This is a genomic window from Paracoccus suum (assembly GCF_003324675.1).
In the GTDB taxonomy this organism is placed as follows: domain Bacteria; phylum Pseudomonadota; class Alphaproteobacteria; order Rhodobacterales; family Rhodobacteraceae; genus Paracoccus; species Paracoccus suum.
This window is the reverse complement of the sequence record NZ_CP030918.1, coordinates 1,663,125-1,685,187: the sequence shown is the minus strand read 5'-3', so window position 1 is coordinate 1,685,187 and position 22,063 is coordinate 1,663,125. Positions and strand designations below refer to the sequence as shown.

The window sequence follows — 22,063 nt, the reverse complement described above, 5'->3', positions numbered from 1 at the left end:
ACCCTTTTCCAGCCGGGAAGCATGCGCTACCCCTCGCCGGGTTCGACCCCGGAGGCATCCATGCACGACATTCGCGCCATCCGCGACAATCCCGACGCCTTTGACGCGGCGCTCGCCCGGCGGGGACTGCCGCCGCAATCGTGCCCGCTGCTGGCACTGGACGCCGCGCGCCGGGCGCGTATCGCCTCGGCCGAGACAGCGCAGGCCGACCAGAACCGGCTCAGCCGCGAGGCGGGGGCCGCCAAGGGTCGCGGCGACGACGCCGCCTTTGCCGCGGCGCGCGATTCCGTAGCCGCCCGCAAGGCCGAGGTCGCAACCGCCATGGCCGAGGCCGAGGCGCTGGACCGCGAGTTGCGCGACGCCCTGATGGAGCTACCGAACAGCCCGCTGCCGCGCGTTCCCGACGGCGCCGACGAGACCGCCAATGTGGAGATCAAGCGCTGGGGCGCCCTGCACAACCAAGCCTTCACGCCGCTGGAACATTTCGAGATTCCCGGCGTAAAGCCCGGAATGGATTTTGAAACCGCTGCTCGCCTGTCCGGCACGCGGTTCGTGATGTTGCGCGGAGCCGTGGCCCGCATCCACCGGGCGCTGGCGCAGTACATGACTGACCTGCATGTCGACCAGCACGGGTTGACCGAGGTCTGGTCGCCGGTCCTGGTCCTGCCAGAGGCGATGTACGGCACCGGCCAGCTGCCGAAGTTCGCCGAGGACAGCTATCAGACTCGCGAGGGATGGTGGCTGATTCCGACGGCCGAGGTGACGCTGACCAATACCGTCGCCGGCCAGACGCTGGAGGCAGCGCAACTGCCGCTGCGCTATGTCGCCGACACCCAGTGCTTTCGCTCCGAAGCGGGCAGCGCCGGGCGCGACACCGCAGGAATGCTGCGGCAGCACCAGTTCGAGAAGGTCGAGATGGTCTCGATCACCGATGCCGCGACGGGCGAAGCCGAGCACGCCCGGATGACCGCCTGCGCCGAGGCGGTGTTGGAGGGTCTGGGCCTGCCCTATCGGACCGTCGTGCTCTGCGCCGGCGACATGGGCTTTGGCGCGCGCATAACGCATGACATCGAGGTCTGGCTGCCGGGCCAGAACCGCTATCGCGAGATCAGCAGCATCAGCTATGTCGGCGATTTCCAGGCCCGGCGGATGAACGCCCGCTATCGCCCCGAGGGCGGCGGCAAGCCCGAGTTCGTGCACACGCTGAACGGCTCGGGCCTCGCAGTCGGCCGCACCCTGATCGCGGTGCTGGAGAACGGCCAGCAGGCCGACGGATCGGTGATCCTGCCCGAGGCGCTGGCCCCCTGGCTTGGCGGCCGGCTGACGCTGACGGTGGACGGCACGCTGGCCTAGGGGGCGGCGTGCCGCTCATCCGGTTGCGCAGGTTGAACCCGCGCAACCTTGCGGTGAGGGATTTTCCACGGGCGTGCGCCGGGTTGGCGGATCGCCCGGCGGTCGCAGCACTTTCCACGGCGACGTGAGATTGTCGCGCCGAACCATCCCTCACGCAGGCGCGTTCGGGGTAATGCGGTGGGCTGGCGTTCTCATGCTCGTGGTGGCTTCGGTCATCTTCCTAGCAAGCTCGATCGGCTTTGCGGTCGCGCCGGCGCTATCGTTCCAGAGGTTCTCGGTCATGCTGCCGGATCTGTTGGGCGAGGCAGCGGGGCCGGCCCCGGGAATGGCACGGCCTACAGGAATCGCGCTGAAAATACTGCTCGCCGGCGTCTGGCTCGCGGTCGGATTGCACGCCCTGCGTTGCCTTCTGGCCGAGATTTCGCGCCGCACCGGCCCGCGCACCCATGCCATGCCGCTGCGCGAGAATCGCCTGTCGGTGCATCTGCCGTTCGTCATCGCGCTGCTCGCCGGTGCCGCCTGGCCTTGGGTAGCCGAGCAGGAGGGCCGAATCGCCGGACTGATCCTTTCGGGGGTGATGGTCGCCGCCAGCCTGTGGCATTCGCTCAGCCGCAGACACTCTGCCCACCACGTGACGCTGCGCGGCGGTGCGGACGTGTTCGCGGGATGGGCGATGGTCGGGCTTTACGCCGGCTTTGCCGCGATCCTCGTGTCCGACCTCGGCATGTCAGCCGGGCTGGCGGCGATCGTGTCAGTGCTGTTGATGATGGCCAGCGCGGCCGAGGTACAGTTGCGCCTAGGCGGCTCGGTCGGGTTCAGCTTTGCGGTGATCTGGGCACTGATCGGCACCGCAGCCAATGCCATGCAGACGGAACTGACCGTCGCCACCGCCGCGATTATCGCCATCGCGGCCCTCGTCGCGGTGTTGGTGCGCGTCATGTCCTGAACGCGCCGGATGCCGGCCCGCGCTCTATTCCTTGGGCTTGCCGCGGGTCTTGTGCTTGTGAAGCGCGCCCTTGGGCCGCTCGACCGTGCGGCGGTCCTTGTAGGGGTTTTTGGTGCCCTGATCGCGAAAGATCAGCCGGATCGGCGTGCCAGGCATATCGAAGTCCGCCCGCAAACCGTTGACCAGATACCGCCCGTAGCTTTCCGGGATCTGGTCGGTATGCGTTGCCATCACCACAAAGGCGGGCGGGCGGGTCTTGACCTGGGTCATGTAACGCAAGCGGATGCGCCGGCCGCCGGGCGCCGGTGGCGGATGAGCCTCGGTCATGGCCGACAGCCACTGGTTCAGCTTCGCGGTCGAGATGCGGCGGTTCCACACCTCATGTGCCTTCAGGATCGCCGCGTGCAGCCGGTCGAGGCCCTTGCCCGTCTGCGCGCTGACGGTCACCAGCGGAGCGCCCTTGAGCTGCGGCAGCAGCCGCTCGAACGCCTCGCGCAGCTCGTTCAGCTTGTGCGGCTTGTCCTCTTCCAAGTCCCATTTGTTGGCGGCGACGACCACCGCGCGGCCCTCGCTCTCGGCGTAATCGGCGATCCGCAGGTCCTGCTGCTCGAACGGGATGGCGACGTCCAGCAGGACCACCACCACCTCGGCAAAGCGGACCGCGCGCAGGCCGTCGGCAACCGACAGCTTTTCGACCTTGTCCGTCACGCGCGCCTTCTTGCGCATCCCGGCGGTGTCAAAGATGCGGATCGGCGTGCCCATGAAATCGGCGCCGACGCTGATCGCATCGCGGGTGATCCCGGCTTCGGGGCCGGTCAGCAGGCGATCCTCGCCGATGATCTTGTTGATCAGGGTCGACTTGCCCGCGTTGGGACGGCCAATGACGGCGATCTGCAGCGGCCGGTCGGCGGACGGGCGCCAATCCTCGGCCTCGGTGTCGTCTTCCTCGAAATCCTCAGGCAGATCGACGTCTGTCGCGGGGGCGGTATCGGGCCGCTCGGCCGCCAGGACATCCGCCAGCGGCAGCAGCGTGCGGTAGAGGTCGTCCATCCCCTCGCCATGCTCGGCCGACAGGCGCAAGGGCTCGCCCAGTCCGAGGCTGAAGGCCTCCATCGCCCCCGCCTCACCAGCCCGGCCCTCGGCCTTGTTGACCGCGAGGATGATGTGCTTGGCCCGCTTGCGCAGCAGTTCAGCGAAATATTCGTCGGCTGCCGTGACCCCGACCCGGCCGTCGAGGACGAACAGGCAGATGTCGGCCTCGTCCACCGCGCGCTCGGTCAGGCGGCGCATCCGGCCTTGCAGGCTCTCGTCGTCCGCCATCTCCAGGCCGGCGCTGTCGATCACGATGAAGCGCAAATCGCCCAGCCGCGCCTGCCCCTCGCGCAGATCGCGGGTGACGCCCGGCTGGTCGTCGACCAGCGCCAGGCGTTTGCCCACGAGGCGGTTGAACAGGGTCGATTTTCCGACGTTCGGACGGCCAACAATCGCGAGTGTGAACATCAGCGGAAGGCGTGCAACTGGCCGTTGCGGCCCGTGACATAAAGGGTCTGGCCGGCGACCACAGGCGCAGTACCCGCACCGCCGGGGATCGCGCCCTGCCCGATCAGCGCGCCGCTAGCCGGGTCGAACACGCGCAGCGCGCCGTCGGTCGAAGCAAGATAAAGGCGGCCGCCGGCCAATATCGGGCCATAATGGGCCCAGACACGGTCCTGCTTTTTCGGCCGGTTATCGGTGAATTCGGGCAGCGGGACCGCCCAGACGCGGCCGCCATTGGCGATGTCGAGGCGCACCAGCTGGCTTTCGTCGGTGACCGCGAAGACGGCATTGCCGACCGCGAGGACAGGGCTCATCGCACCTTCGCGCGCGCTCCAGACAGGGGCGCCGGTGATACGGTCAAAGGCCCCGATCCGCCCAGCGGAAGAGCCGGCGATGACGAGGTTGCCGGTGATGACCGGATCGCCGGTCAGGTCGCGGATTGCGCTGATGGCGCGGCCCGGACGGCGCCCCGCGACGTTGGCCGACCAGCGCGGCTGCCCCGAGGCCGCGTCCACCGCCAGCAACTGGCCCGAGGCGAAAGGAAAGACGACCAGATCGCCGTCGACCGCCGGGGCGGACACGCCCATCCAGCCGGCGATGTCGCGCGTGCCTGCCGTGGTCCACAGCACCTTGCCGTCGGCGACGTCAATGGCCCAGGCCGTCGCATCGCGGCCGGTCACGAACACGCGTCCGCCCTCGACCGTCGGCGCGCCCGAGATCGGCGCATCCACCTTTTGGCGCCACAGCACCCCGCCCGAGCGGGCGTCCAGGGCAACGAGTTCGCCATATTCGCTGGTGACGAACACGCGCCCGGCGGCATAGGCGATGCCCCCGCCCGAAGCGCTGTCGCCAGTTTCCAGCGGCGGCTTCAGGTCCACGCTCCATGCCGTGCCGCCGTTGGTGGCGGTGGCAGTCACGCGCGCGCGGCTGTCGAGGGTGTAGATCAGCCCGCCTCCGACAATCGGATCGGCAGTGATTCGGTGAGGCAGACCGACCGGCTGGCCGACATTATTCGACCAGATGCGCTGCGTGCCGCCGCTGAGGGCCTCGTTGCCGCTGACGTGGCTCGCCGAGCCGCTGCGATGGGTCCACTCGGCATTGCCGCGCACGCCGGGCAGGCGCAGCGCCGCCGTGGTCGGGGCGGCATCGCCCTCGATCGCCGGGCCGTCGGGGCTGAGGACAGAGCGCGGGTCTTCGCGCTGACCTTGCAAGATGACCTCGCGGTCGCAGGCCACCAGGGCCGTCGTCAGACCAAGGGCCAACAGCACGGCAAAGGGGCGGCGCAGGGTATCCGGTCGGGTCATCGGTCGCGGTCCTTTCGCGGGATCAGTTGGCCGGCGCGGGCGCGGCGGGCGCGGCGGACGTTTCGGGGGTGGCGGCCCCAGCCGGCGTGGCGGATGCGGCCGGGGCGACAGGAGCCGGGGCGGGTTCCGTCGGCGCTGTCTGGGCGGCGGCTGGCGCAGCAGGGGTCGGGGCGACCGGGGTCGCCGGAACTACGGCAGCGCCACCAGACGTCGGCTGGTTGGCGGCGGGGGCGGGCTGGACTTGCGTCCCGGTCTCGCCCGCCGGTGCGGCGGTGGCCGGTTCAGCGGGTGCAGTTCCCGGCTGTGCGGCCGCCGGATCGGGTTCGACCCCGAGGGTGATCAGCATTTCCGAAAGTCGCCGGCGCAGGTTTTCTGTCAGACCCTGTTCCTGCTGAATCTTGCGGATCAGAGTGGCGGCGTCCTCGTTGCGATCTGCTTCGACCAGGGCCACCGCCTTTTGCTCCAGCGCCAGCAGGCGATAGGGCGCGCCGGGCGCCGAAAGCTCGGACAGCAGGGCATCGCGCTTGGCGGGCTCGGTGCCGCCATTGGCCGGATCGTCCAGCATCAGCCCCTTCAGTCGGGCCAGGTCGCGGATCACCGCAGGCAGCCCGGCCTCGCTCCCGAGGGCGTCAAGCGTGGCCGCCGCCGCGGCGCGATCACCTGCCTTCAGTTGTGCATCCGCCGCAAGCAGCCGCGCCAGCGCCGCCCGCGCCGCGCTGCCGCGAGCATCGACCCCCGCCAGCGCGGTGGCGGGGTCAGCGGCGGACTCGGCCGCCAGCAGCGCATCGCCAAAAGCCTGTGCCCGGGTTTCACCGCGCGTGCGGCTGAACTCGCGCCAGGCGGCGCCGGCGACGATTGCCAGGATCAGCAGGAGCACGACCCAACCATAACGCCGCATCGCCCCAAACAGGCGATCGCGACGAAGATCCTCGGTCACCTCGTCGATGAAGCTGTCGTGCTGGTTGGCCATGCTGTCCGTCATGTCTGCAATCGTTGGCGCCCCTTATAGCCGGGCACGCGTTCCGGGCAAGGCGCGCCTCCGGTGCAGCGCCGCGGCAGAGTAAAGGCCAAGTGCCAGCCAGATCAGCGGAAAGGCGATCAGGTGCCAGCGGGTGAATGGCTCGCGGAACCAGAGCGTTGCGGTCAGGAACTGCAGCGTGGGGTTTACATATTGCAGCAGGCCCACTGTCGCGAGGTCCAGCCGCCGTGCGGCAAAGGTGAACATCAGCATCGGCACCGCCGTCATCAGGCTGGAGCCAACCAGCAGCGCCGGCTGCCACCCCTGCCCCATCAGCGGCAACCCGCCACCCTCTGGCCGCAGGATCAGCCAGACGGCCGCCATGGGTGCGAGGACCGCCAGTTCTGCCGCGACGGAGATCGCCGGCGGCAGGTCGAGGCCCTTCTTGATGGTGCCGTAGACCGCGAAAGTGGCCGCGATGGCAAGGCTGAGCCATGGCGCGACCCCGAGGCCTACCGCAAGGATCGTCACCGCCAGCGTTGCCAGCCCGACCGCGACGATCTGGAGGGGCGTCAGGCGCTCGCCAAACAGCACCACGCCGATCAGCACGCTGAAGAGCGGGAATATGTAATAGCCAAGGCTGGTCTGCATCACATGGCCGCTGAAGACGCCAATGATGAACACCAGCCAGTTCGAGCCCATCATCACCGCGGCGAGGGCGATCCGCCTCAGGTTCGGCCCGCGCAAGGCCGCAACCAGATGCCCCAGCCGGCCCTGCAGGGCGAACATTCCGGTGAACAGTGCCAGCGACCACAGGATGCGATGGGCCAATAGCTCGCCCGGCGGAACGCCCACCAATGCCTTGAAATAGATCGCGGAAGAGCCCCAGATGAAACAGGCGCCCAGCATCGACAAGAGTCCGGCCCGCTGCGCCTGCATCCACGTCCCCGCTGCCGATGGCTTCGAAACGCTGACGGATTGCCGCAGGTGCTGCAAGGGGGCTTTGTGGGGGAGCAGCGCCGCGAGCGGGTACGCCCGCGGGGTTCTTCTGCGGTGACGCAGGAATGACGCCGGCCGCAAGCGGGCACCGGAGGAGGCTCTCGCACGGTCACGACCGAGCAGCACCCCCCCGCTGCGACTGTCAGTCCGGAGGATGCGCAATGCCCGCCCAGACAGGGCCGCGAATAACGGTCAGTCATGCTTGGGCCTTTCACCCAAATAGCGCAACCGGTCGAGGGCGCCTTGCAGGATGTATCCCGCGGCCACCTGGTCGATGACCTGCGCGCGGCGGGCGCGGCTGGCGTCGCCCTCCAGCAGCGCGCGCTCGGCGGCGACGGTCGACAGGCGCTCGTCCCAGAAGGCGATGGGCACGGGCGTCAGGCGTTCCAGGTTGCGGGAGAAGGCGCGCGTCGACTGGACGCGCGGCCCCTCGCTGCCGTCCATGTTCAGCGGCAGCCCGAGGATGATACCCGCCAGCCCGCGCTCTGCCACCAGCGCCAGCACGGCGGCGGCGTCCTGAGTGAACTTGGTCCGGCGAATGACGGTCAGGGGCGATGCGACCTGCCGCAGCCCGTCGCTGACGGCCACGCCGATGGTCTTGGTGCCGAGATCCAGCCCGATCAACCCCCCTGCGCGCGGCAGCAGCGGGGCGAGATCCTCGATCCCGACGCAGATCACGGTGCGGTGCCGCCCGCAGGAGTGGTTGCGGGGCTGCCCGAAGGTGTTGCGCCCATTGCGGAGCCGCCCGCTCCGGTGGCATCCGATGGGGTGCCAGCCCCGCCTGCGGCAGCGCGCGGCGCGGCGGCAGCACCTGGCCCAGCGGCCCCCTGCCGGGCGGCCGCCGGGCCCGTGGAAGCGGCCGGCCCGGGCACGTCCGCCCCGGCCGCTGCCACGGCGGTCTCGATCTGGGCCAAGGCCTCTGGAACCGCCGCGAATTGGGTTCGGGCCTCTGCTGCAATTTCCGCGGCGTGGGCGTCGTTACCCTGCACATGCAGCGCGCGGATCAGGCGCGCCCATTCCTCGGGCGTCCCGCCCTGGGCGGCAAGGCGACCCTCGAGCTGGCTGACCATGCCGGCGATCATCTGCTGGCGCTCCTCGTCGCTCATGCCCTCGGCTGCCGCGACGGCGCCCGCATCGGGTCCGGGCAGCGCCGGGCCCCTCGGCGCGGCCGGCGGCTGGTAGTCTGGCTGGCCGGCGAGCCACGCGAGATCGGGGATGACGCGCCGGATCGACTCGGCCCAGGGTGCGCCCGGCGGGGCAGTTTCCAGAAGGTTGCGCCAGATCGGAAAGGCCCGGTCGGGCCGCTGGTTCTGGATATAGAGAAGGCCCTGCAGATAGCGCGCCTGCGGGTTGTTCGAATCGCCGGCCAGGGCGCGCGCAATCTCGGCCTCGGCCTCGCGAGTGATCAGGCCCCCAGCGGCATCGACCAGCAACGCCGCCAGCTGGGCGTGATCGGCGGGCGAGGCCTTGGCACCGTTCAGCGCATTCAGATGAGCCATGGCCCGCGCGCCGGCAGCAACGTTCCCGAGGCGGGCCTCGTGTTCGGCCAACAGCCGCAGGCCCTGCGGGTCGTCCGGACGCTCGGCCACGGCCGCGCGCAGTTGCTCGATCAGCTGGCTATAGGCGGGATCGGGAACCATGAACGGCGCGGGCGGGCGCGCTGCAACGGCAGCCTCGGCCTCGGCCTGGGTCGGTCGTTCCTCATAGACGCGGTTCGCCTCGGCGGTGCGCAGGGCGATGGGATCGTCGGGCATGCCCGGCGCGCCGATCCACTGGTAAAGGGCAAAGGCCCCGACCCCCAACACAACCAGCGCCACCGCAGCGGCCAGCGCGCGAGGCGCGCGGCGGGCGGGGGCCGCCGCAGCGGCGTCGCGCTGCAGTGCGCGGTCAGCCTCCAGCACCTTGCGGCCGATCTCGGTGCGCAGGCGCTCGGCCTCGTCGGCGGGAATGACGCCACGAGCGAGGTCGCGATCAACCTCGGCCAACTGGCTGCGATAGACGCGCAGGTCGTAGGCGGCCGCCGGCAGCGCCGCCTCCTCCGCCATGCCCCGGCCGGGCATGCGCAGGAATGGCGCCGCAATCGCCACCATCACCACCCCCGCCAAGGCCGCCGCTATCGCCCAGAGCATGCCGTCACCCCTTTTGTCGCACGCGCCCGTCTAGCGCCTTGGCGGGCCCGGCAAAAGGCCATCCGATGCCGCAGCAGCCGGCGGTGCGTCCCGGCCCGGCGGGAATCACGCCCGCAGGCGCGCGTGTCGCATTTCGCCCACCGATGCCGTTTGGCGCCTTGCCGCATCGCTGGAGGCGCGGCACACCATGGACAGGACGGTCGCCACGGCCGTGCACGACCTAGTCCGGGGACATGATGACCGATGCCCGCCCGCGGCCCCGCCGCTATTCCGTGTTCGCCATCGCTCGCGAGGCGATGCGGCTGCACACCGGCTGGACCCGCGCATGGGCCGATCCCACCCCGAAAAAGCGCTATCAGGTGGTCGTCGTCGGGGCGGGCGGCCACGGCCTCGCCACCGCCTATTACCTCGGCAAGAATCACGGCATCACCGATGTCGCGATCGTGGAAAAGGGCTGGCTGGGTGGCGGCAACACCGGCCGCAACACCACCATCATTCGCAGCAACTACCTGCAGGACCCCTCTGCCGCGATCTATGACAAGTCGCTGAAGCTGTACGAGGACCTGTCGCAGGACCTGAACTACAACGTCATGTTCAGCCCGCGCGGCCTCATCATGCTGGCGCAGACCGAGCATGAGGTGCGCGGCTACAAGCGCACCGTCTATGCCAACCACCTGCAGGGCGTCGCAACCGAGTGGATCGAGCCGGCGCGCGTCAAGGAACTGGTGCCGATCATCAACCTCGACGGGCCGCGCTATCCGGTCCTCGGCGGCCTTTACCAGGAGCGTGGCGGCACCGCCCGGCACGACGCCGTCGCCTGGGGCTACGCCCGGGCCTGCTCGGCCATGGGCATGGACATCATCCAGAACTGCGAGGTGACAGGCATCGACACCGCAAGCGGCGCGGTGACCGGCATCCGCACCACACGGGGCGAGATCGGCTGCGACAAGCTGGTGCTGGTCGCCGCCGGCCATTCGACCGTGCTGGCAGACATGGCCGGATTTCGCTTGCCAATCGAGAGCATGGCCTTGCAGGCCCTTGTGTCAGAGCCGATCAAGCCCTGCATGGACGTGGTGGTCATGGCCAACACCGTCCACGGTTACCTGTCGCAATCCGACAAGGGCGAGATGGTGATCGGCGGCGGCACGGACGGCTTTGTGAACTACACTCAGCGCGGCAGCTGGCACCACGTCGAGGAGACCGTGCGAGCGCTGATCGAGACCTTCCCGATGATCTCGCGCCTCAAGATGCTGCGGCAATGGGGCGGGATCGTGGACATGACCGGTGATCGCTCGCCGATCCTGTCGACCACGCCGGTCGGCAACATCTTCGTCAACTGCGGCTGGGGCACCGGCGGCTTCAAGGCGATCCCCGGAAGCGGCTGGGCCATGGCCGAACTGGTCGCCAAGGGCACCCCCGGCCCGCTGGCCGAAGCATTCGGCATGAACCGCTTTCGCGAAGGCCGCTTCATCGACGAAAGCGTCGCCGCCGGGGTGGCGCACTGATGTCCTGCTGCAACCCTCTAGCGCCTGTCCTCGGGAAAGCGGAAGCAATCGTCTTCCAGCTCGGCCAGATAGGAGGCGCGACTGGCCCAAACGATGTGTTGCCGCCGGAACATCTCGCGCAGCGCGGCAGCATCGGCATCCCCTCCGGACGCCGCATCGACGGCCCGCGTCGCAGATGCAAACGCGCATTCGGCCGCGTAGGCCGAGCGCCGGGCCATCAGTTCTCTGTAGCGCGCATCCTCGATCCGGTAGCAGAGAGGGTATTGATGGGACATCTTGATCCTCGCTATGGGAGTGAGTTCTTGATTTGTTCTATTCCGCGTCCGGCTGACCTCGCAACCCTGCCGGTGGCGCACTGATGGCGCGCGATCCGGAGGTCGAGGATCTGCTGCGCGATGCCCTGCTGGCGCATCTGCCGCGTGGCACGCAGTTACAGGAAAAGCCGATGTTCGGCGCGATCTGCTTTATCCTCCATGGCAACATGATCGGCGGCGCCAGCGACCGGGGCGTGATGCTGCGCATTGGCAAGGAGGCCGTAGCCGAAGCGATGACCGTCCCTGGCGTCGGCCTCATCGAGATGTCGGGCCGGCGGATGGGCGGCTATATTCGCGCCGACGAGACAGCATGGGCCGATCCCGAAAGCCTCGCCCGGCTGACCGGCCTCGCGGCCAGGTTTACCGCCGCGCTGCCGCCGAAATGACGCCCCCCGCCCGACCGGCCCCCATGCCCCGCCCGCAGACCGCCCCCGCCAAGGTATCCCGATGCTGATCCTCACCTGCCCCCTGTGCGGCGTCACCGCCGAGGAAACCGAGTTCGCTCCCGGCGGCGAGGCGCATCTGAAGCGCCATGGCCCCGGCTCGAGCGACGAGGATTTCGAAGGCTATCTGTTCATGCGTGAGAACCAGAAGGGTCCGGTGCTCGAACGCTGGCGCCACGCCTATGGCTGCGGCAAATGGTTCCTGGCCGCGCGCGACAGCGCCACGCTGGTCGTCTATGGCACCTACCCCGCGCGGCTTGCCCATCCGAGCGACGAGATCGGCGACAAGGTCCGCGCCGCGCACCCGAACTGGAGGACGCAGATTTGAGCGCTCCGGCACCCGACACCGCCGCCCCCGGCCCGTCCCGCCTCGCCACCGGCGGGCGGCTCATCGACCGCGCCTACAGCGCCGCGTTCCGCTTTGACGGGCGGCACCTGCGCGGCTTCAAGGGCGACACCATCGCCTCGGCCCTGCTGGGCGCGGGCGTCGGGTTGATCGGCCGCAGCTTCAAGTATCACCGCCCGCGGGGCCTCCTCGCCGCCGGAGCGGAGGAGCCGAACGCCCTCGTCGGCCTCGGCCAAGGTGGCCGGTTCGAGCCGAACCAGCGCGCCACCACCACGCCTCTGATGCCCGGGATGCTGACCATCAGCCAAAACGCTTGGCCCAGCCTCGCGGTCGATGTCGGCGCGATCAACGACACGCTGTGGCGTTTCTTTCCTGCGGGCTTTTACTACAAGACCTTCATGCACCCGCGTCCGTTCTGGAAGCATGTGTTCGAGCCGGTGATACGCCGGGCCGCCGGCCTCGGGAAGGCGCCGACCGAGGCCGATCCGGACCGCTACGAGCAGGCCTATGACTTTGCCGAGGTGGTGATCGTCGGCGGCGGCATCGCCGGGCTGACTGCGGCGCGCGAGGCCGCCGCCACCGGCGACCGCGTGCTGGTCCTCGAGCAGGAGGGGCACTGGGGCGGCCGTACCCCCGTCGATCACCCGGACGGCCAGGCCCGCATCGACGCGTTGCTGGCAGAACTGCGCGATCTGCCGAACGTCACGCTGCGCCGCCGTACCATGGCGACCGGCCTCTACGATCACGGCTACCTGCTGGCGCGCGAGGCGATTGCCGATCACGACCCCAACGCCGGCCTGCCGCGCCAGCGGCTGTGGCGCATCCGGGCCGGACGGGTGGTGACCGCGACCGGCGCGGTGGAACGGCCGCTCGCCTTTGTCTGCAACGACGTGCCGGGCGTCATGCTCGCCTCGGCGGTGCGCGATTACATCGTCAACTGGGCGGTGGCCCCCGGCCGCCGACTGGTGGTGGTGACCAATAACGACGATGCCTATCGCACGGCACTTGTGGCGCTCGACGCGGGGCTGCAGGTGGCCGCGGTGGTCGACGCCCGCCCGCAGGCCGAGGGCGATCTGCCCCAGGCGGTGCGCGATCGGGGCGTGCCGGTGCTGACCGGCACGGGCATCGCCAAGGCGGTCGGCCGGTTGCAGCTTACGGCCGTCAAGCTGTGCGCGCAGGACGGCGACGGCGCGGTGGCCCAGACCATCGATTGCGACTGCCTCGCCATGTCCGGGGGCTGGTCGCCGGTCGTCCATCTGTGGAGCCATTGCAACGGCAAGCTGCAGTGGGACGAGGCCGGGGCCTTTTTCCGCCCCGACCCGGCCCGCCCGCCGATCGGCGCGGACGGCGCGCCGAATGTGCTGGCAATCGGCGCGGCGGCCGGCGATCTGCGCCTTGCCGCGCTGACCGATGCCGCGCCCGAGGCGCCCATGCAGCCGGTCTGGCTGATGCCCGCCCGCGCCAGTCGCAAGGCGCGGTTCAAGATCTGGCTGGATTTCCAGAACGACGTGAAGGCCAGCGACGTCGCCCTGGCCGCGCAGGAAGGGTTCGCCAGCGTCGAGCACACCAAGCGCTACACCACGCTCGGCATGGCCACGGATCAGGGAAAAACCAGCAACATCAACGGACTTGCGTTGCTATCTGATGCCTTGACGCAGAGCATTCCGCAGACCGGGACTACCACTTTCCGGCCGCCCTACACGCCACTGACCTTTGGCGCTATTGCCGGCGAGGCGCGCGGGCCCCTGTTCCAGCCACTGCGCCGCACGCCCATGCACGGCTGGCACGAGGCGCATGGCGCAGTGTTCGAGCCGGTCGGCCTGTGGCGTCGGCCCTATGCCTATCCGCAGGGCGGCGAGACCGTGCAGGACGCCGTCAATCGCGAGATCCTGTCGGTGCGCGGCATCCATGGCGGCGGCGGGGTCGGCATGCTCGACGCCTCGACACTTGGCAAGATCCTCGTGAAGGGGCCGGATGCCGGCCGCTTCCTCGACATGATCTATACCGGCATGATGTCCTCGCTGCCGGTCGGCAAATGCCGCTACGGCCTCATCTGCACCGAGAACGGGTTCCTGACCGACGACGGCGTCGTCGCACGCCTGTCCGAGGATTCGTGGCTCTGCCACACTACCACCGGCGGGGCCGAGCGGATGCACGGCCATATGGAGGACTGGCTGCAGTGCGAATGGTTCGACTGGCAGGTCTACACCGCCAACCTGACGGAGCAGTCGGCCCAGATCGCGGTCGTCGGCCCCAACGCGCGCACGCTGCTGGAAGCCCTCGGCGGCATGGACCTGTCGCCCGAGGCGCTGCCCTTCATGGGCTGGGCCGAGGGCACGCTTGGCGGCCACCCGGTCCGCATTTACCGCATCAGCTTCTCGGGCGAGCTGAGCTTTGAGGTCTGCACCCCCGCCGGTCACGGGCTGGCGCTGTGGGAGGAACTGATCGCCGCCGGCAAGCCGCTGGGCGTGACCCCCTATGGCACCGAGGCGATGCATATCATGCGGGCCGAAAAGGGCTTCATCATGATCGGCGACGAGACCGACGGCACCGTCATCCCACAGGACCTGAACCTCGGCTGGGCGATTAGCAAGAAAAAGCCGGACTATATCGGCAAGCGCGCGCAAGAGCGCAGCCACATGGCCAGCCCCGACCGCTGGCGGCTGGTCGGCCTCGAAAGCCTCGACGGGCGGATGCTGCCAGACGGCGCCTATGCCGTGGCGCCTGGGTCCAACGCCAATGGCCAGCGCAACGTGCAGGGCCGCGTGACCTCGACCTATGCATCGCCGACCCTGGGCCGGCCTATCGCGATGGGGCTGGTCCATAACGGCCCCGAGCGGATGGGCGAGGAACTGGAGTTTCCGGTCCCCGGCGGCCCCTCGGTCAAGGCGCGGATCGTCGATCCGGTCTTTTATGACAAGGAAGGGACGGGGGCCAATGGCTGAGGTGATGACGGCCCTGGCGCGCGTGGTGCCGGTCGAGGGCCTGGGGATGATAACCATCCGCGCTGATCTGGACCGCGCGGGGGACGCCATCGCCGAGGCGGTAGGCCTGGCCATGCCCGGCCAGACCCGGATCGTCACCGCAGGGGAACGCGCCCTCGGCTACATGTCTCCGGACGAGCTGCTGTTGATGCTGCCTCATGCCGAGGTGCCGGGCGCGCTCGACGCCGTCACCGGTGCGCTGCAGGGCGAACATTCGCTGGTGGCGGATGTGTCGGACATGCGCTGCGTCTTTGACGTTCTGGGCGAGGGGGCCGAACAGGTGATGGCGAAACTCTCTCCCACCGACTTTGCCGCCCTGCCGCCGGACGGGCTGCGCCGCTCGCGCGCGGCCCAGGTTCCCAGCGCGTTCTGGCGGGTGCCCGGCGGCCTGCGGGTCATCGCCTTCCGCTCGGTTTCAGAGTATCTGGGGGGCGTTCTGCAAGGTGCGGCAGCGCCCGGCACCTGGCTGGACCCGCGCTGACACGCGCGGAACCGCCCGCACGACGCGGCGTTGCCACCCCGACGGCCCCGGACTATCGGTTCGGCGAGCCACCATCACCGAGAGGAATCCGCTATGGCATTCACCCTTCCCGATCTGCCCTATCCGCATGACGCCCTGGCTGCGGGCGGCATGTCCAAGGAAACCCTCGAATATCACCACGACAAGCACCACAAGGCATACGTCGACAAGCTGAACGAGCTGGTCGCCGGCACCGAGTGGGAGGGCAAGTCCCTCGAGGAAATCGTCAAGGGCACCTACAAGGACGGCGCCGTCGCCCAGAACGGGATCTTCAATAACGCCAGCCAGCACTGGAATCACAGCCAGTTCTGGGAAATGATGACCCCGAACAAGAAAGCCATGCCGGCCGCGCTGGAAAGCGCCATTGTCCAGGCCTTCGGCAGCGTCGACGAATTCAAGAAGAAGTTCAGCGAGGCCGGCGTCGGCCAGTTCGGCAGCGGCTGGGCCTGGCTGGTCAAGAACGCAAACGGCGGGCTGGAGATCACCAAGACCGAGAACGGCGTTAACCCGCTAGTCAAGGAAGGCCAGACCGCGCTGCTGGGTTGCGATGTGTGGGAGCACTCCTACTACATCGATTTCCGCAACAAGCGCCCGGACTACCTCAAGAACTTCCTCGACAATCTGGTCGACTGGGAAAACGTCGCCTCGCGCATGTAACTTTTCCGCAAGCGGTCATGATTTGCGGCCCGCCGGTTAAACCGGCGGGCCCTTTATTTGCTGGCCGCGCGATGCGATGCGAGGGCCCGCCCCTGCGGCATCGCGCAGCGTCGCGCCTGGCCTATCGGCCTTGCCAACCGCCAGCACAATCCGCACCATTCCGCCGCCGACCGGAGGGCCGCGATGCTGTTGATGATCCGCCGAAATACCCTGATTGCGGCGGTGCTGCTGATATGCGCTTTCCTGCTGTTGTCCCGGCTCGGCGGGGTGCTGGTGCCCTTCGTTCTGGGCATCGCGATTGCCTATTTCCTCGACCCAGTCGCCGACCGGCTGCAACGCGCCGGCCTCTCGCGTGTCTGGGCGACGGCGCTGATCACGCTTGTCGCCTTTGCCGTCCTCGGCATGGCCTTCGTGGTGCTGATTCCGACCCTGATCGCGCAGCTGACCCAGCTGGTGAACGCCACCCCGGCCACGGTCAACGCCGCCATCGCCCTGCTGACCGACCAGTTCCCCCACATGATGGAGCCGGGGGGCTTTCTGAACCGCACCTTGATCGACCTGTCCGAGAAATTTCGCCTGACGACCCTGCGCCTGCTGACCGGAACGCTTAGATCCGTGGTCAGCGTGATCTCGACGGTGTTTGTGTTCATCATCACCCCCACAGTCGCTATCTACATGCTGTATGACTGGGACCGCATGGTGGCGGCCGTGGACCGGCGCCTGCCCCGCGACCGCGCCCCGCTGATCCGCCGCCTCGCGCTAGACATCGATGGCGTGCTGAGCGGCTTCGTGCGCGGCCAGTTCATCGTCGGTCTGCTGCTCGCAACCTTCTATGGGGTCACGCTGATGGCTCTGGGGCTGAAATATGCCTTGATTATCGCCATCCTGGCCGGGGTTCTTAACTTCATTCCCTGGCTCGGCTCGTTCGTCGCCTTCGGCATTGCGCTTGGGGTGGCAACCGTCCAGTTTTGGGGCAACTGGTGGCACATTGCCGTCGTGGGTCTCGTGTTCGTCTTTGGTCAGGTGGTCGAAGGCAATGTGATCACACCCCGCATCGTCGGCGACAGCGTCAAACTGCACCCCGTCTGGCTGCTGGTCTCGCTGGCCGTTTTCGGCAGCCTGTTCGGCTTCGCCGGACTGCTGCTGGCGGTGCCGATTGCGGCGAGCCTCGGGGTAGTCGTGCGCTGGCTGGACGATCGCTGGCTCGCGAGCCCGACATTTCGCGGCGAGGGGCCACCCCCCGATAAGGCCGGATGACTGCACTTTTCCGCCAACTGGGGCTGCGCGGGGGCCATGGCGCTTGCCGCCGCCCGGGGCGATGCGCTAGGGCGCGAACAACGGACACGAAAAATCCCCGAGGGACATCCATGTTTTTGCGCCGCGCCGCCCTGCTTGCCCTGCTGCCGCTGACCCTTGCGGCCTGCGACAGCAAGATGCTCTCCAACCTGCCCGGTTTCGGCAAGCCCGAGGCTGCCCCCGCGGCCCCGGTCGCACCGGCGACGCCCCGCGCGCCCGCAGTCTCGCCGCTGGAAGTCCCGATCGAGGTCGAGGGCCAGCGCACCACGCTGGGCACTGCCAACGCAGCCTTCGTCAACGTTGCCAACTTCACCGCCTCGGGTCCCGGCTGGGTTGCCGCCGTGCGCGGCAACAACGCCGCCGTGCGCCGCGCCGGGGTCAAGGACGCCCAGGTGAACGTGCGCCGGGTCGATTTCGGGCAAGGCACCGAGTTCGTCGGTACCTATGCCGAGCGCACCGCCTCGATCAACCTGCGCGCCGCCGACTGCCGTGATGCGAGCGGCGCCCGCTGGCCGATGAGTGCCACGCTGCGTGTCGCCGGCGCCAAGCTGGAAGGCTGCGCCGCGCCGAGCGGCAGCGAGCCCAAGGGCTTTGACGTCGCCGCCCTGCCAGTGCCCAAGGCCGTCGCGGCCGCGGCGCCGGCCGCCAAGAAAGCAACGCCCAAGAAGGCCGCGCCGAAAAAACCCGTGACCCCGGCGAAGCCCGCGCCCACCACGTCGCCCGAGCCGGCGACCACCACGCCGACAACTCCGACCCCCGCCACCCCGGCCCCGTCGACCACCACGACGCCCGCGCCGACGACCTCCACGACCCCGGCGACGACTACCCCGGCCCCAGCGGCTACGCCCACCCCGACGACGACGCCTGCCGCGCCGACGACCCCGGCGCCCGCCGCAACAACGCCGGCGCCCAGCACCCCGGCCGCAACCGCGCCCGCGCCCGCCCCGGCCGCCACCACCCCTGCGCCGGCGACGACGGGCAGTTCGACCACCGTTCCGGTCGTCATCCCGCCGGCAAACTGAGGCTGACCGGCCGAGTGTGACATCGAGGGCGCATCCCTCACGTCATCCGGCCGGCGGCACCGCCTGCAACTGTTGGCAGCCAGCCGCTGCCGGCCCTAGAGTGTGACAAGCCGGTGCCCGGCATTGTGTCCAGCCGGACGCAGCCGGACACCGCGCGACGCTGCCCGAGAGGATCCGCCGATGCCCCCTGCCCCCGTCCTGCGCCGCCTGATGGCCAGCACCCTGCCCGCGGCGCTGCTGCTGGCCTCGACCGGATCGGTGTCTGTCGCGCAGCCGGCGACGGGCTGGGCCCTGAACAGCTACGGTCTGCCCGGCGGCATCGACACGCCCAGCGCCGAGATGTTCCCGGACGCCACGATCTCTGCCTCGGCCGGACAGTCGAGCTATGGCTGGCGGGTGACCGGCGCGTTCCAGCTGACCCCGCGGATCACGACCGCCCTGCGCTATTCGCGCATCGAATCCAAGAACCTGGACGCCAAGCGGGACTTTCTGAAGGACCGCTCGGCCGATGTGCGCATTCAGCTGCTCAGCGAGGATGCCGGCTGGATGCCCGCGGTTGCGGTCGGTCTGCAGGACTTCATCGGCACCGGTACGTTCTCGGGCGAATATGTCGTCGCGACCAAGCACCTCACCGATCGCCTGACCGGCTCGGTCGGCGTCGGCTGGGGGCGCCTGTCGGGCACTGCCCGCGAGCGGGACCGTGAGGATATCGGTGGCACGTTCAAGGCCGACAACTGGTTCCGCGGCCCTGCCCGGCCCTTCGCCTCGATGGCGTGGCAGGCAACCGACAATTTGCGCGTGGTCGGCGAGTATTCGCAGGACGACTACGACGTCGAGGCTGAGCAGGGCGAGGAGCGTCCCGGCTCGCACTTCAACCTCGGGGTCAACTACCGCTACCGCGACATCTACCAGCTGTCCGCCTACACGCTGGGCGGCAAGGTGTTCGGGGCCCAGGTCTCGTTCAGCATGAACCCGAACCAGGCGGCCTACCCCTCGGGCCTGGAAAAGGCCGGCGCGCCGGTCCGTCCGCGCCCGGCGCCGAATGCCGATCCCGAAGGGTGGTCCGGCGCATGGTCGTCCGATCCGACCGCCCAGCCCGCGATCCAGCAGGCCCTGGCTGCCAGCCTGCGCAAGGAAGGCCAGATCCTCGAGGCGATGGCGCTGTCGGCCAACCGGGCCGAGGTGCGGATCGATAACCGCCGCTACATGCAGCAGGCCGAGGCCATCGGCCGCACAGCGCGCCTGATGACGCGCGCCATGCCGCCCTCGGTCGAGACCTTCGTCATCACCTCGACTCGCCGCGGCATGCCTACCAGTTCGGTGGTGCTGCGTCGCAGCGACATCGAGCGTTTGGAGAATACCGAGGCCGGCCAGATCGCAGCGGTCGCCGACATCGTCAACGGCGATCCGCGCGTTGCCGGCATGACCCAGACGCCGGGGCTGTTCCCGCGCTTTACCTGGTCGCTGCGCCCCTCACTGGGTACGGGCCTCTTCGACCCCGACCAGGGCTTGCGCTATGACATCGGTCTTGAGGCAAAGGCCAGCTACGAGATCATACCGGGCCTGATCGCCTCGGGCTCGGTTCGCCAGCGCCTGCTGGGTAACGCGGACCAGAAGGCACCGGGCAGTTGCATACAGCCGGACGGCAGCACTGCGGACTGCACCGTTGATCAGTTCCTTGACCTGACGGACGGGGAGCAGCGCGCCCGCAACAACGGCGTGCAGCGCGTCCGCTCGGACGGGCGGATGTATTCGGGCAATACCAAGCCGACGATCCCCTCGCTGACGCTCGCCTACTACGGCAAGGTCACTGACACGGTCTACGCACGCGTCACCGGCGGTCTGCTGGAGCGGATGTATGGCGGCGTTTCGGCCGAGGTTCTGTGGTACCCGGCGGACTCGAACCTCGCCCTCGGGGCCGAGATCAACAAGGTCCGCAAGCGCGACTACGAAGGCAAGTTCGGCTTCCAGGACTACGAGGTCACGACCGGCCATGTCTCGGCCTATTATGACTTCCAGAACGGCTTTGTCGGCCAGATCGACGCCGGCAAGTACCTGGCGGGTGACAAGGGTGCGACGGTCACGCTGACGCGCGAATTCGCCAACGGCTGGCGGGTCGGCGCCTTTGCGACCAAGACCAACATGAGCGCCGAGGACTTTGGCGAGGGTTCGTTCGACAAGGGCATCACGCTGCAGATCCCGGTCGCATGGGCAACGGGCCAGCCCTCGCGGCAGACGGTCGGCGGCAACATCAATTCGCTGTCGCGCGACGGCGGCCAGCGGGTCAAGGTGGACGGCCGACTGTATGGCACGGTGCGGGACAGCTCGGCCGCAGGACTTAATCAGGGTTGGGGGAAGTTCTGGCGATGAGCAGCGGCAGCATGAACTGGATGGGCCGCGCCGCGGCTGCGGCGGCACTGACGGCCATTGCCGGCTGCGGCAGCGCCTCGATGGACGGGCCCGGCCTTGGCGGCTCGCTGCGCCAGGCAGCCGGGCAATTGGCCGGACGCGCCACCGGGCGAACCCCCGAGCCCGCCCCGCCAGCAGACCCGCAGGCGATGGCCGCCGAGGCGCTGAAGGTGAACCCCGGTCCCCTCATCCTCGTCGGTCTGGAGAGTGCAGGCACGACCCAGGTCATGGCCCTGACGGGCGAGAACGGGCGCATGCGCACCTACATGACCGAGAACCAGCAGGCCGTGATCCTTCGCGACGGCCTGGTGATCGGCACGCGTGGCCTCGGCAATGACCTGAACGTGGCGGAGGTCGGCACCGAAGGCCTGATCCGCAGCCGCCGCGCCGGTCACGGCCAGCGGCTGATGCGCTCGCTCGCCGGCGACGGACGCGAGCATGCCCTGCCTCTCAACTGCACCGTTTCAGTCGAGGGCGGCCCGGTCATCGAGCGTTGCGAGAACGGTCAGTTGCAGATCGAGAATCGCTTTATCGTGGGCGCCGGCGGCGGAATCAGCGTCTCGCGCCAATGGTTAAATCCGAGGCTGGGCTATGTCACGGTCCAGACCTTGCGTCCGTAAAAACTTACTTCCGTAATATGAATGAAATGGGCCGGCATAATTGTGCCGGCCCATTTCATTCATGTAGCCATTTAATGGCGAGCGAATTTTGCGCGGCGTAATGATAAAATAACAGGGGCCGACCTTTCGGCCAGCCCCTGCATTTCCGTCCGGTCGCGCCGCGAGGCGCAGCGGAATCAGTTGGTGGTGTCGTCGTCGTCGTCGTCGTTGTTGTCCGCGGCGACAGCAGCGGCAACGCCCAGCAGCAGCAGGGCGGGGACGATCAGGCCGGCGTTCGACGAGGCCGGCTTGGTGTCCACGACGACCGGGGCGACGTCAACGACGGGGGCAACGTAGCCACCGGCGAGAGCGGTCGAAGCCGAGAGGCCGAGGGCCACGGCGAAGGTAGCGAATTTGGTCATGATCATGCTCCGTATTCTACTCTTGAAAGCTGCCATCTCTGACAACATCGAAGCGACAGTCGCACAATCCCCCCTACTTGAAAAGCCGCCGCGGCGGTGGTCGGGATGCAGATCAGGCTGACTGTTGCATATTGGACAACACCCTTTGGAGGGGCCGGTTCCGGGCTCGAAACACAGCCTGGGCAGGCGTGGTCGCAAGGCAACGCCGCGCCAATCTGGCCTGCACGGAAAGGGTTCTCGGGATACCTTGGCCCCCTGTGGCGCAAGTCGCACAGCGGGCGTGCGCTCGCATAAATCAGCCCGGCTTTTGGTGCCGGGCTG

Annotated in this window: 20 protein-coding genes; 12 read left to right on the top strand and 8 right to left on the bottom strand. The window is 68.7% G+C overall.

Going from position 1 to position 22,063, the window contains the following annotated elements; genetic code table 11:
• Window positions 1-60 precede the first annotated feature (60 nt).
• Both serS and DRW48_RS08190 read left to right on the top strand, forming a co-directional pair.
• Window positions 61-1,353, top strand: a complete 1,293-nt coding sequence (gene serS / locus DRW48_RS08195) for a serine--tRNA ligase (protein WP_114077449.1) — start codon at window positions 61-63, stop codon at window positions 1,351-1,353.
• A gap of 193 nt (window positions 1,354-1,546) precedes the next feature.
• Window positions 1,547-2,299 (top strand): hypothetical protein, encoded by a 753-nt coding sequence (locus tag DRW48_RS08190; protein WP_114075986.1) that lies wholly within the window; start codon window positions 1,547-1,549, stop codon window positions 2,297-2,299.
• A 24-nt stretch (window positions 2,300-2,323) separates the two neighbouring features.
• Here the strand turns inward: DRW48_RS08190 and der are convergent, their stop codons facing one another.
• From der to ccmI, 6 genes are all read right to left on the bottom strand, one after another.
• The gene (der, locus tag DRW48_RS08185; protein ID WP_114075985.1) at window positions 2,324-3,802 is read right to left on the bottom strand and encodes a ribosome biogenesis GTPase Der; all 1,479 of its coding nucleotides are present in this window, start codon (window positions 3,800-3,802) and stop codon (window positions 2,324-2,326) included.
• Entirely contained in the window at window positions 3,799-5,139 is a 1,341-nt protein-coding gene (locus DRW48_RS08180; protein WP_114075984.1) for an outer membrane protein assembly factor BamB family protein, read from the bottom strand. Before DRW48_RS08180 ends, der begins: the two co-directional genes overlap by 4 nt.
• 22 nt (window positions 5,140-5,161) lie before the next feature.
• Entirely contained in the window at window positions 5,162-6,121 is a 960-nt protein-coding gene (locus tag DRW48_RS08175) for a hypothetical protein (RefSeq protein WP_199286074.1), read from the bottom strand.
• Window positions 6,122-6,142: 21 nt separating this feature from the next.
• Window positions 6,143-7,036: an EamA family transporter RarD gene (gene rarD, locus DRW48_RS08170; protein ID WP_114075983.1), complete on the bottom strand. Its 894-nt coding sequence runs from the start codon at window positions 7,034-7,036 to the stop codon at window positions 6,143-6,145.
• A 252-nt stretch (window positions 7,037-7,288) separates the two neighbouring features.
• Entirely contained in the window at window positions 7,289-7,774 is a 486-nt protein-coding gene (ruvX, locus tag DRW48_RS08165) for a Holliday junction resolvase RuvX (RefSeq protein ID WP_114075982.1), read from the bottom strand.
• Window positions 7,771-9,225, bottom strand: a complete 1,455-nt coding sequence (ccmI, locus tag DRW48_RS08160) for a c-type cytochrome biogenesis protein CcmI (protein WP_199286073.1) — start codon at window positions 9,223-9,225, stop codon at window positions 7,771-7,773. Before ccmI ends, ruvX begins: the two co-directional genes overlap by 4 nt.
• Before the next feature lie 236 nt (window positions 9,226-9,461).
• Between ccmI and DRW48_RS08155 the strand changes: the two genes are divergently transcribed.
• Window positions 9,462-10,730, top strand: a complete 1,269-nt coding sequence (locus DRW48_RS08155) for a sarcosine oxidase subunit beta family protein (RefSeq protein ID WP_114077448.1) — start codon at window positions 9,462-9,464, stop codon at window positions 10,728-10,730.
• A gap of 17 nt (window positions 10,731-10,747) precedes the next feature.
• Here the strand turns inward: DRW48_RS08155 and DRW48_RS08150 are convergent, their stop codons facing one another.
• Complete coding sequence (locus DRW48_RS08150; RefSeq protein WP_114075981.1) at window positions 10,748-11,005, bottom strand: hypothetical protein; 258 nt, start codon at window positions 11,003-11,005, stop codon at window positions 10,748-10,750.
• An 83-nt stretch (window positions 11,006-11,088) separates the two neighbouring features.
• On the opposite strand from DRW48_RS08150, the gene DRW48_RS08145 reads away from it, so the two are divergent.
• The 9 genes from DRW48_RS08145 to DRW48_RS08105 all read left to right on the top strand — a co-directional run bounded on the left by DRW48_RS08145 (window position 11,089) and on the right by DRW48_RS08105 (window position 21,341).
• Window positions 11,089-11,430, top strand: a complete 342-nt coding sequence (locus tag DRW48_RS08145) for a TfoX/Sxy family protein (RefSeq protein ID WP_114075980.1) — start codon at window positions 11,089-11,091, stop codon at window positions 11,428-11,430.
• Between the two features lie 61 nt (window positions 11,431-11,491).
• Window positions 11,492-11,815 carry a sarcosine oxidase subunit delta gene (locus tag DRW48_RS08140; protein WP_114075979.1) on the top strand — a complete coding sequence of 108 codons (324 nt, stop codon included), beginning with the start codon at window positions 11,492-11,494 and terminating at the stop codon, window positions 11,813-11,815.
• Window positions 11,812-14,778 (top strand): sarcosine oxidase subunit alpha family protein, encoded by a 2,967-nt coding sequence (locus tag DRW48_RS08135; RefSeq protein WP_114075978.1) that lies wholly within the window; start codon window positions 11,812-11,814, stop codon window positions 14,776-14,778. The genes DRW48_RS08140 and DRW48_RS08135 overlap by 4 nt, the downstream gene beginning before the upstream one ends.
• A complete protein-coding gene (locus DRW48_RS08130; protein ID WP_114075977.1) occupies window positions 14,771-15,298 on the top strand; it encodes a sarcosine oxidase subunit gamma in 528 nt (175 codons plus the stop codon). The genes DRW48_RS08135 and DRW48_RS08130 overlap by 8 nt, the downstream gene beginning before the upstream one ends.
• Before the next feature lie 93 nt (window positions 15,299-15,391).
• On the top strand, window positions 15,392-15,994 hold the full coding sequence (locus DRW48_RS08125) for a superoxide dismutase (protein ID WP_114075976.1): 603 nt from the start codon (window positions 15,392-15,394) through the stop codon (window positions 15,992-15,994).
• A 183-nt stretch (window positions 15,995-16,177) separates the two neighbouring features.
• Complete coding sequence (locus tag DRW48_RS08120) at window positions 16,178-17,251, top strand: AI-2E family transporter (protein ID WP_114075975.1); 1,074 nt, start codon at window positions 16,178-16,180, stop codon at window positions 17,249-17,251.
• Between the two features lie 110 nt (window positions 17,252-17,361).
• Window positions 17,362-18,312 (top strand): hypothetical protein, encoded by a 951-nt coding sequence (locus DRW48_RS08115; protein WP_114075974.1) that lies wholly within the window; start codon window positions 17,362-17,364, stop codon window positions 18,310-18,312.
• Between the two features lie 180 nt (window positions 18,313-18,492).
• Window positions 18,493-20,682, top strand: coding sequence for a YjbH domain-containing protein (locus DRW48_RS08110; protein ID WP_114075973.1), 2,190 nt, complete (start codon window positions 18,493-18,495; stop codon window positions 20,680-20,682).
• On the top strand, window positions 20,679-21,341 hold the full coding sequence (locus DRW48_RS08105; RefSeq protein ID WP_241963206.1) for a YjbF family lipoprotein: 663 nt from the start codon (window positions 20,679-20,681) through the stop codon (window positions 21,339-21,341). Before DRW48_RS08110 ends, DRW48_RS08105 begins: the two co-directional genes overlap by 4 nt.
• Before the next feature lie 176 nt (window positions 21,342-21,517).
• Here the strand turns inward: DRW48_RS08105 and DRW48_RS08100 are convergent, their stop codons facing one another.
• Entirely contained in the window at window positions 21,518-21,742 is a 225-nt protein-coding gene (locus DRW48_RS08100) for a hypothetical protein (RefSeq protein WP_338418411.1), read from the bottom strand.
• Window positions 21,743-22,063: the final 321 nt, after the last annotated feature.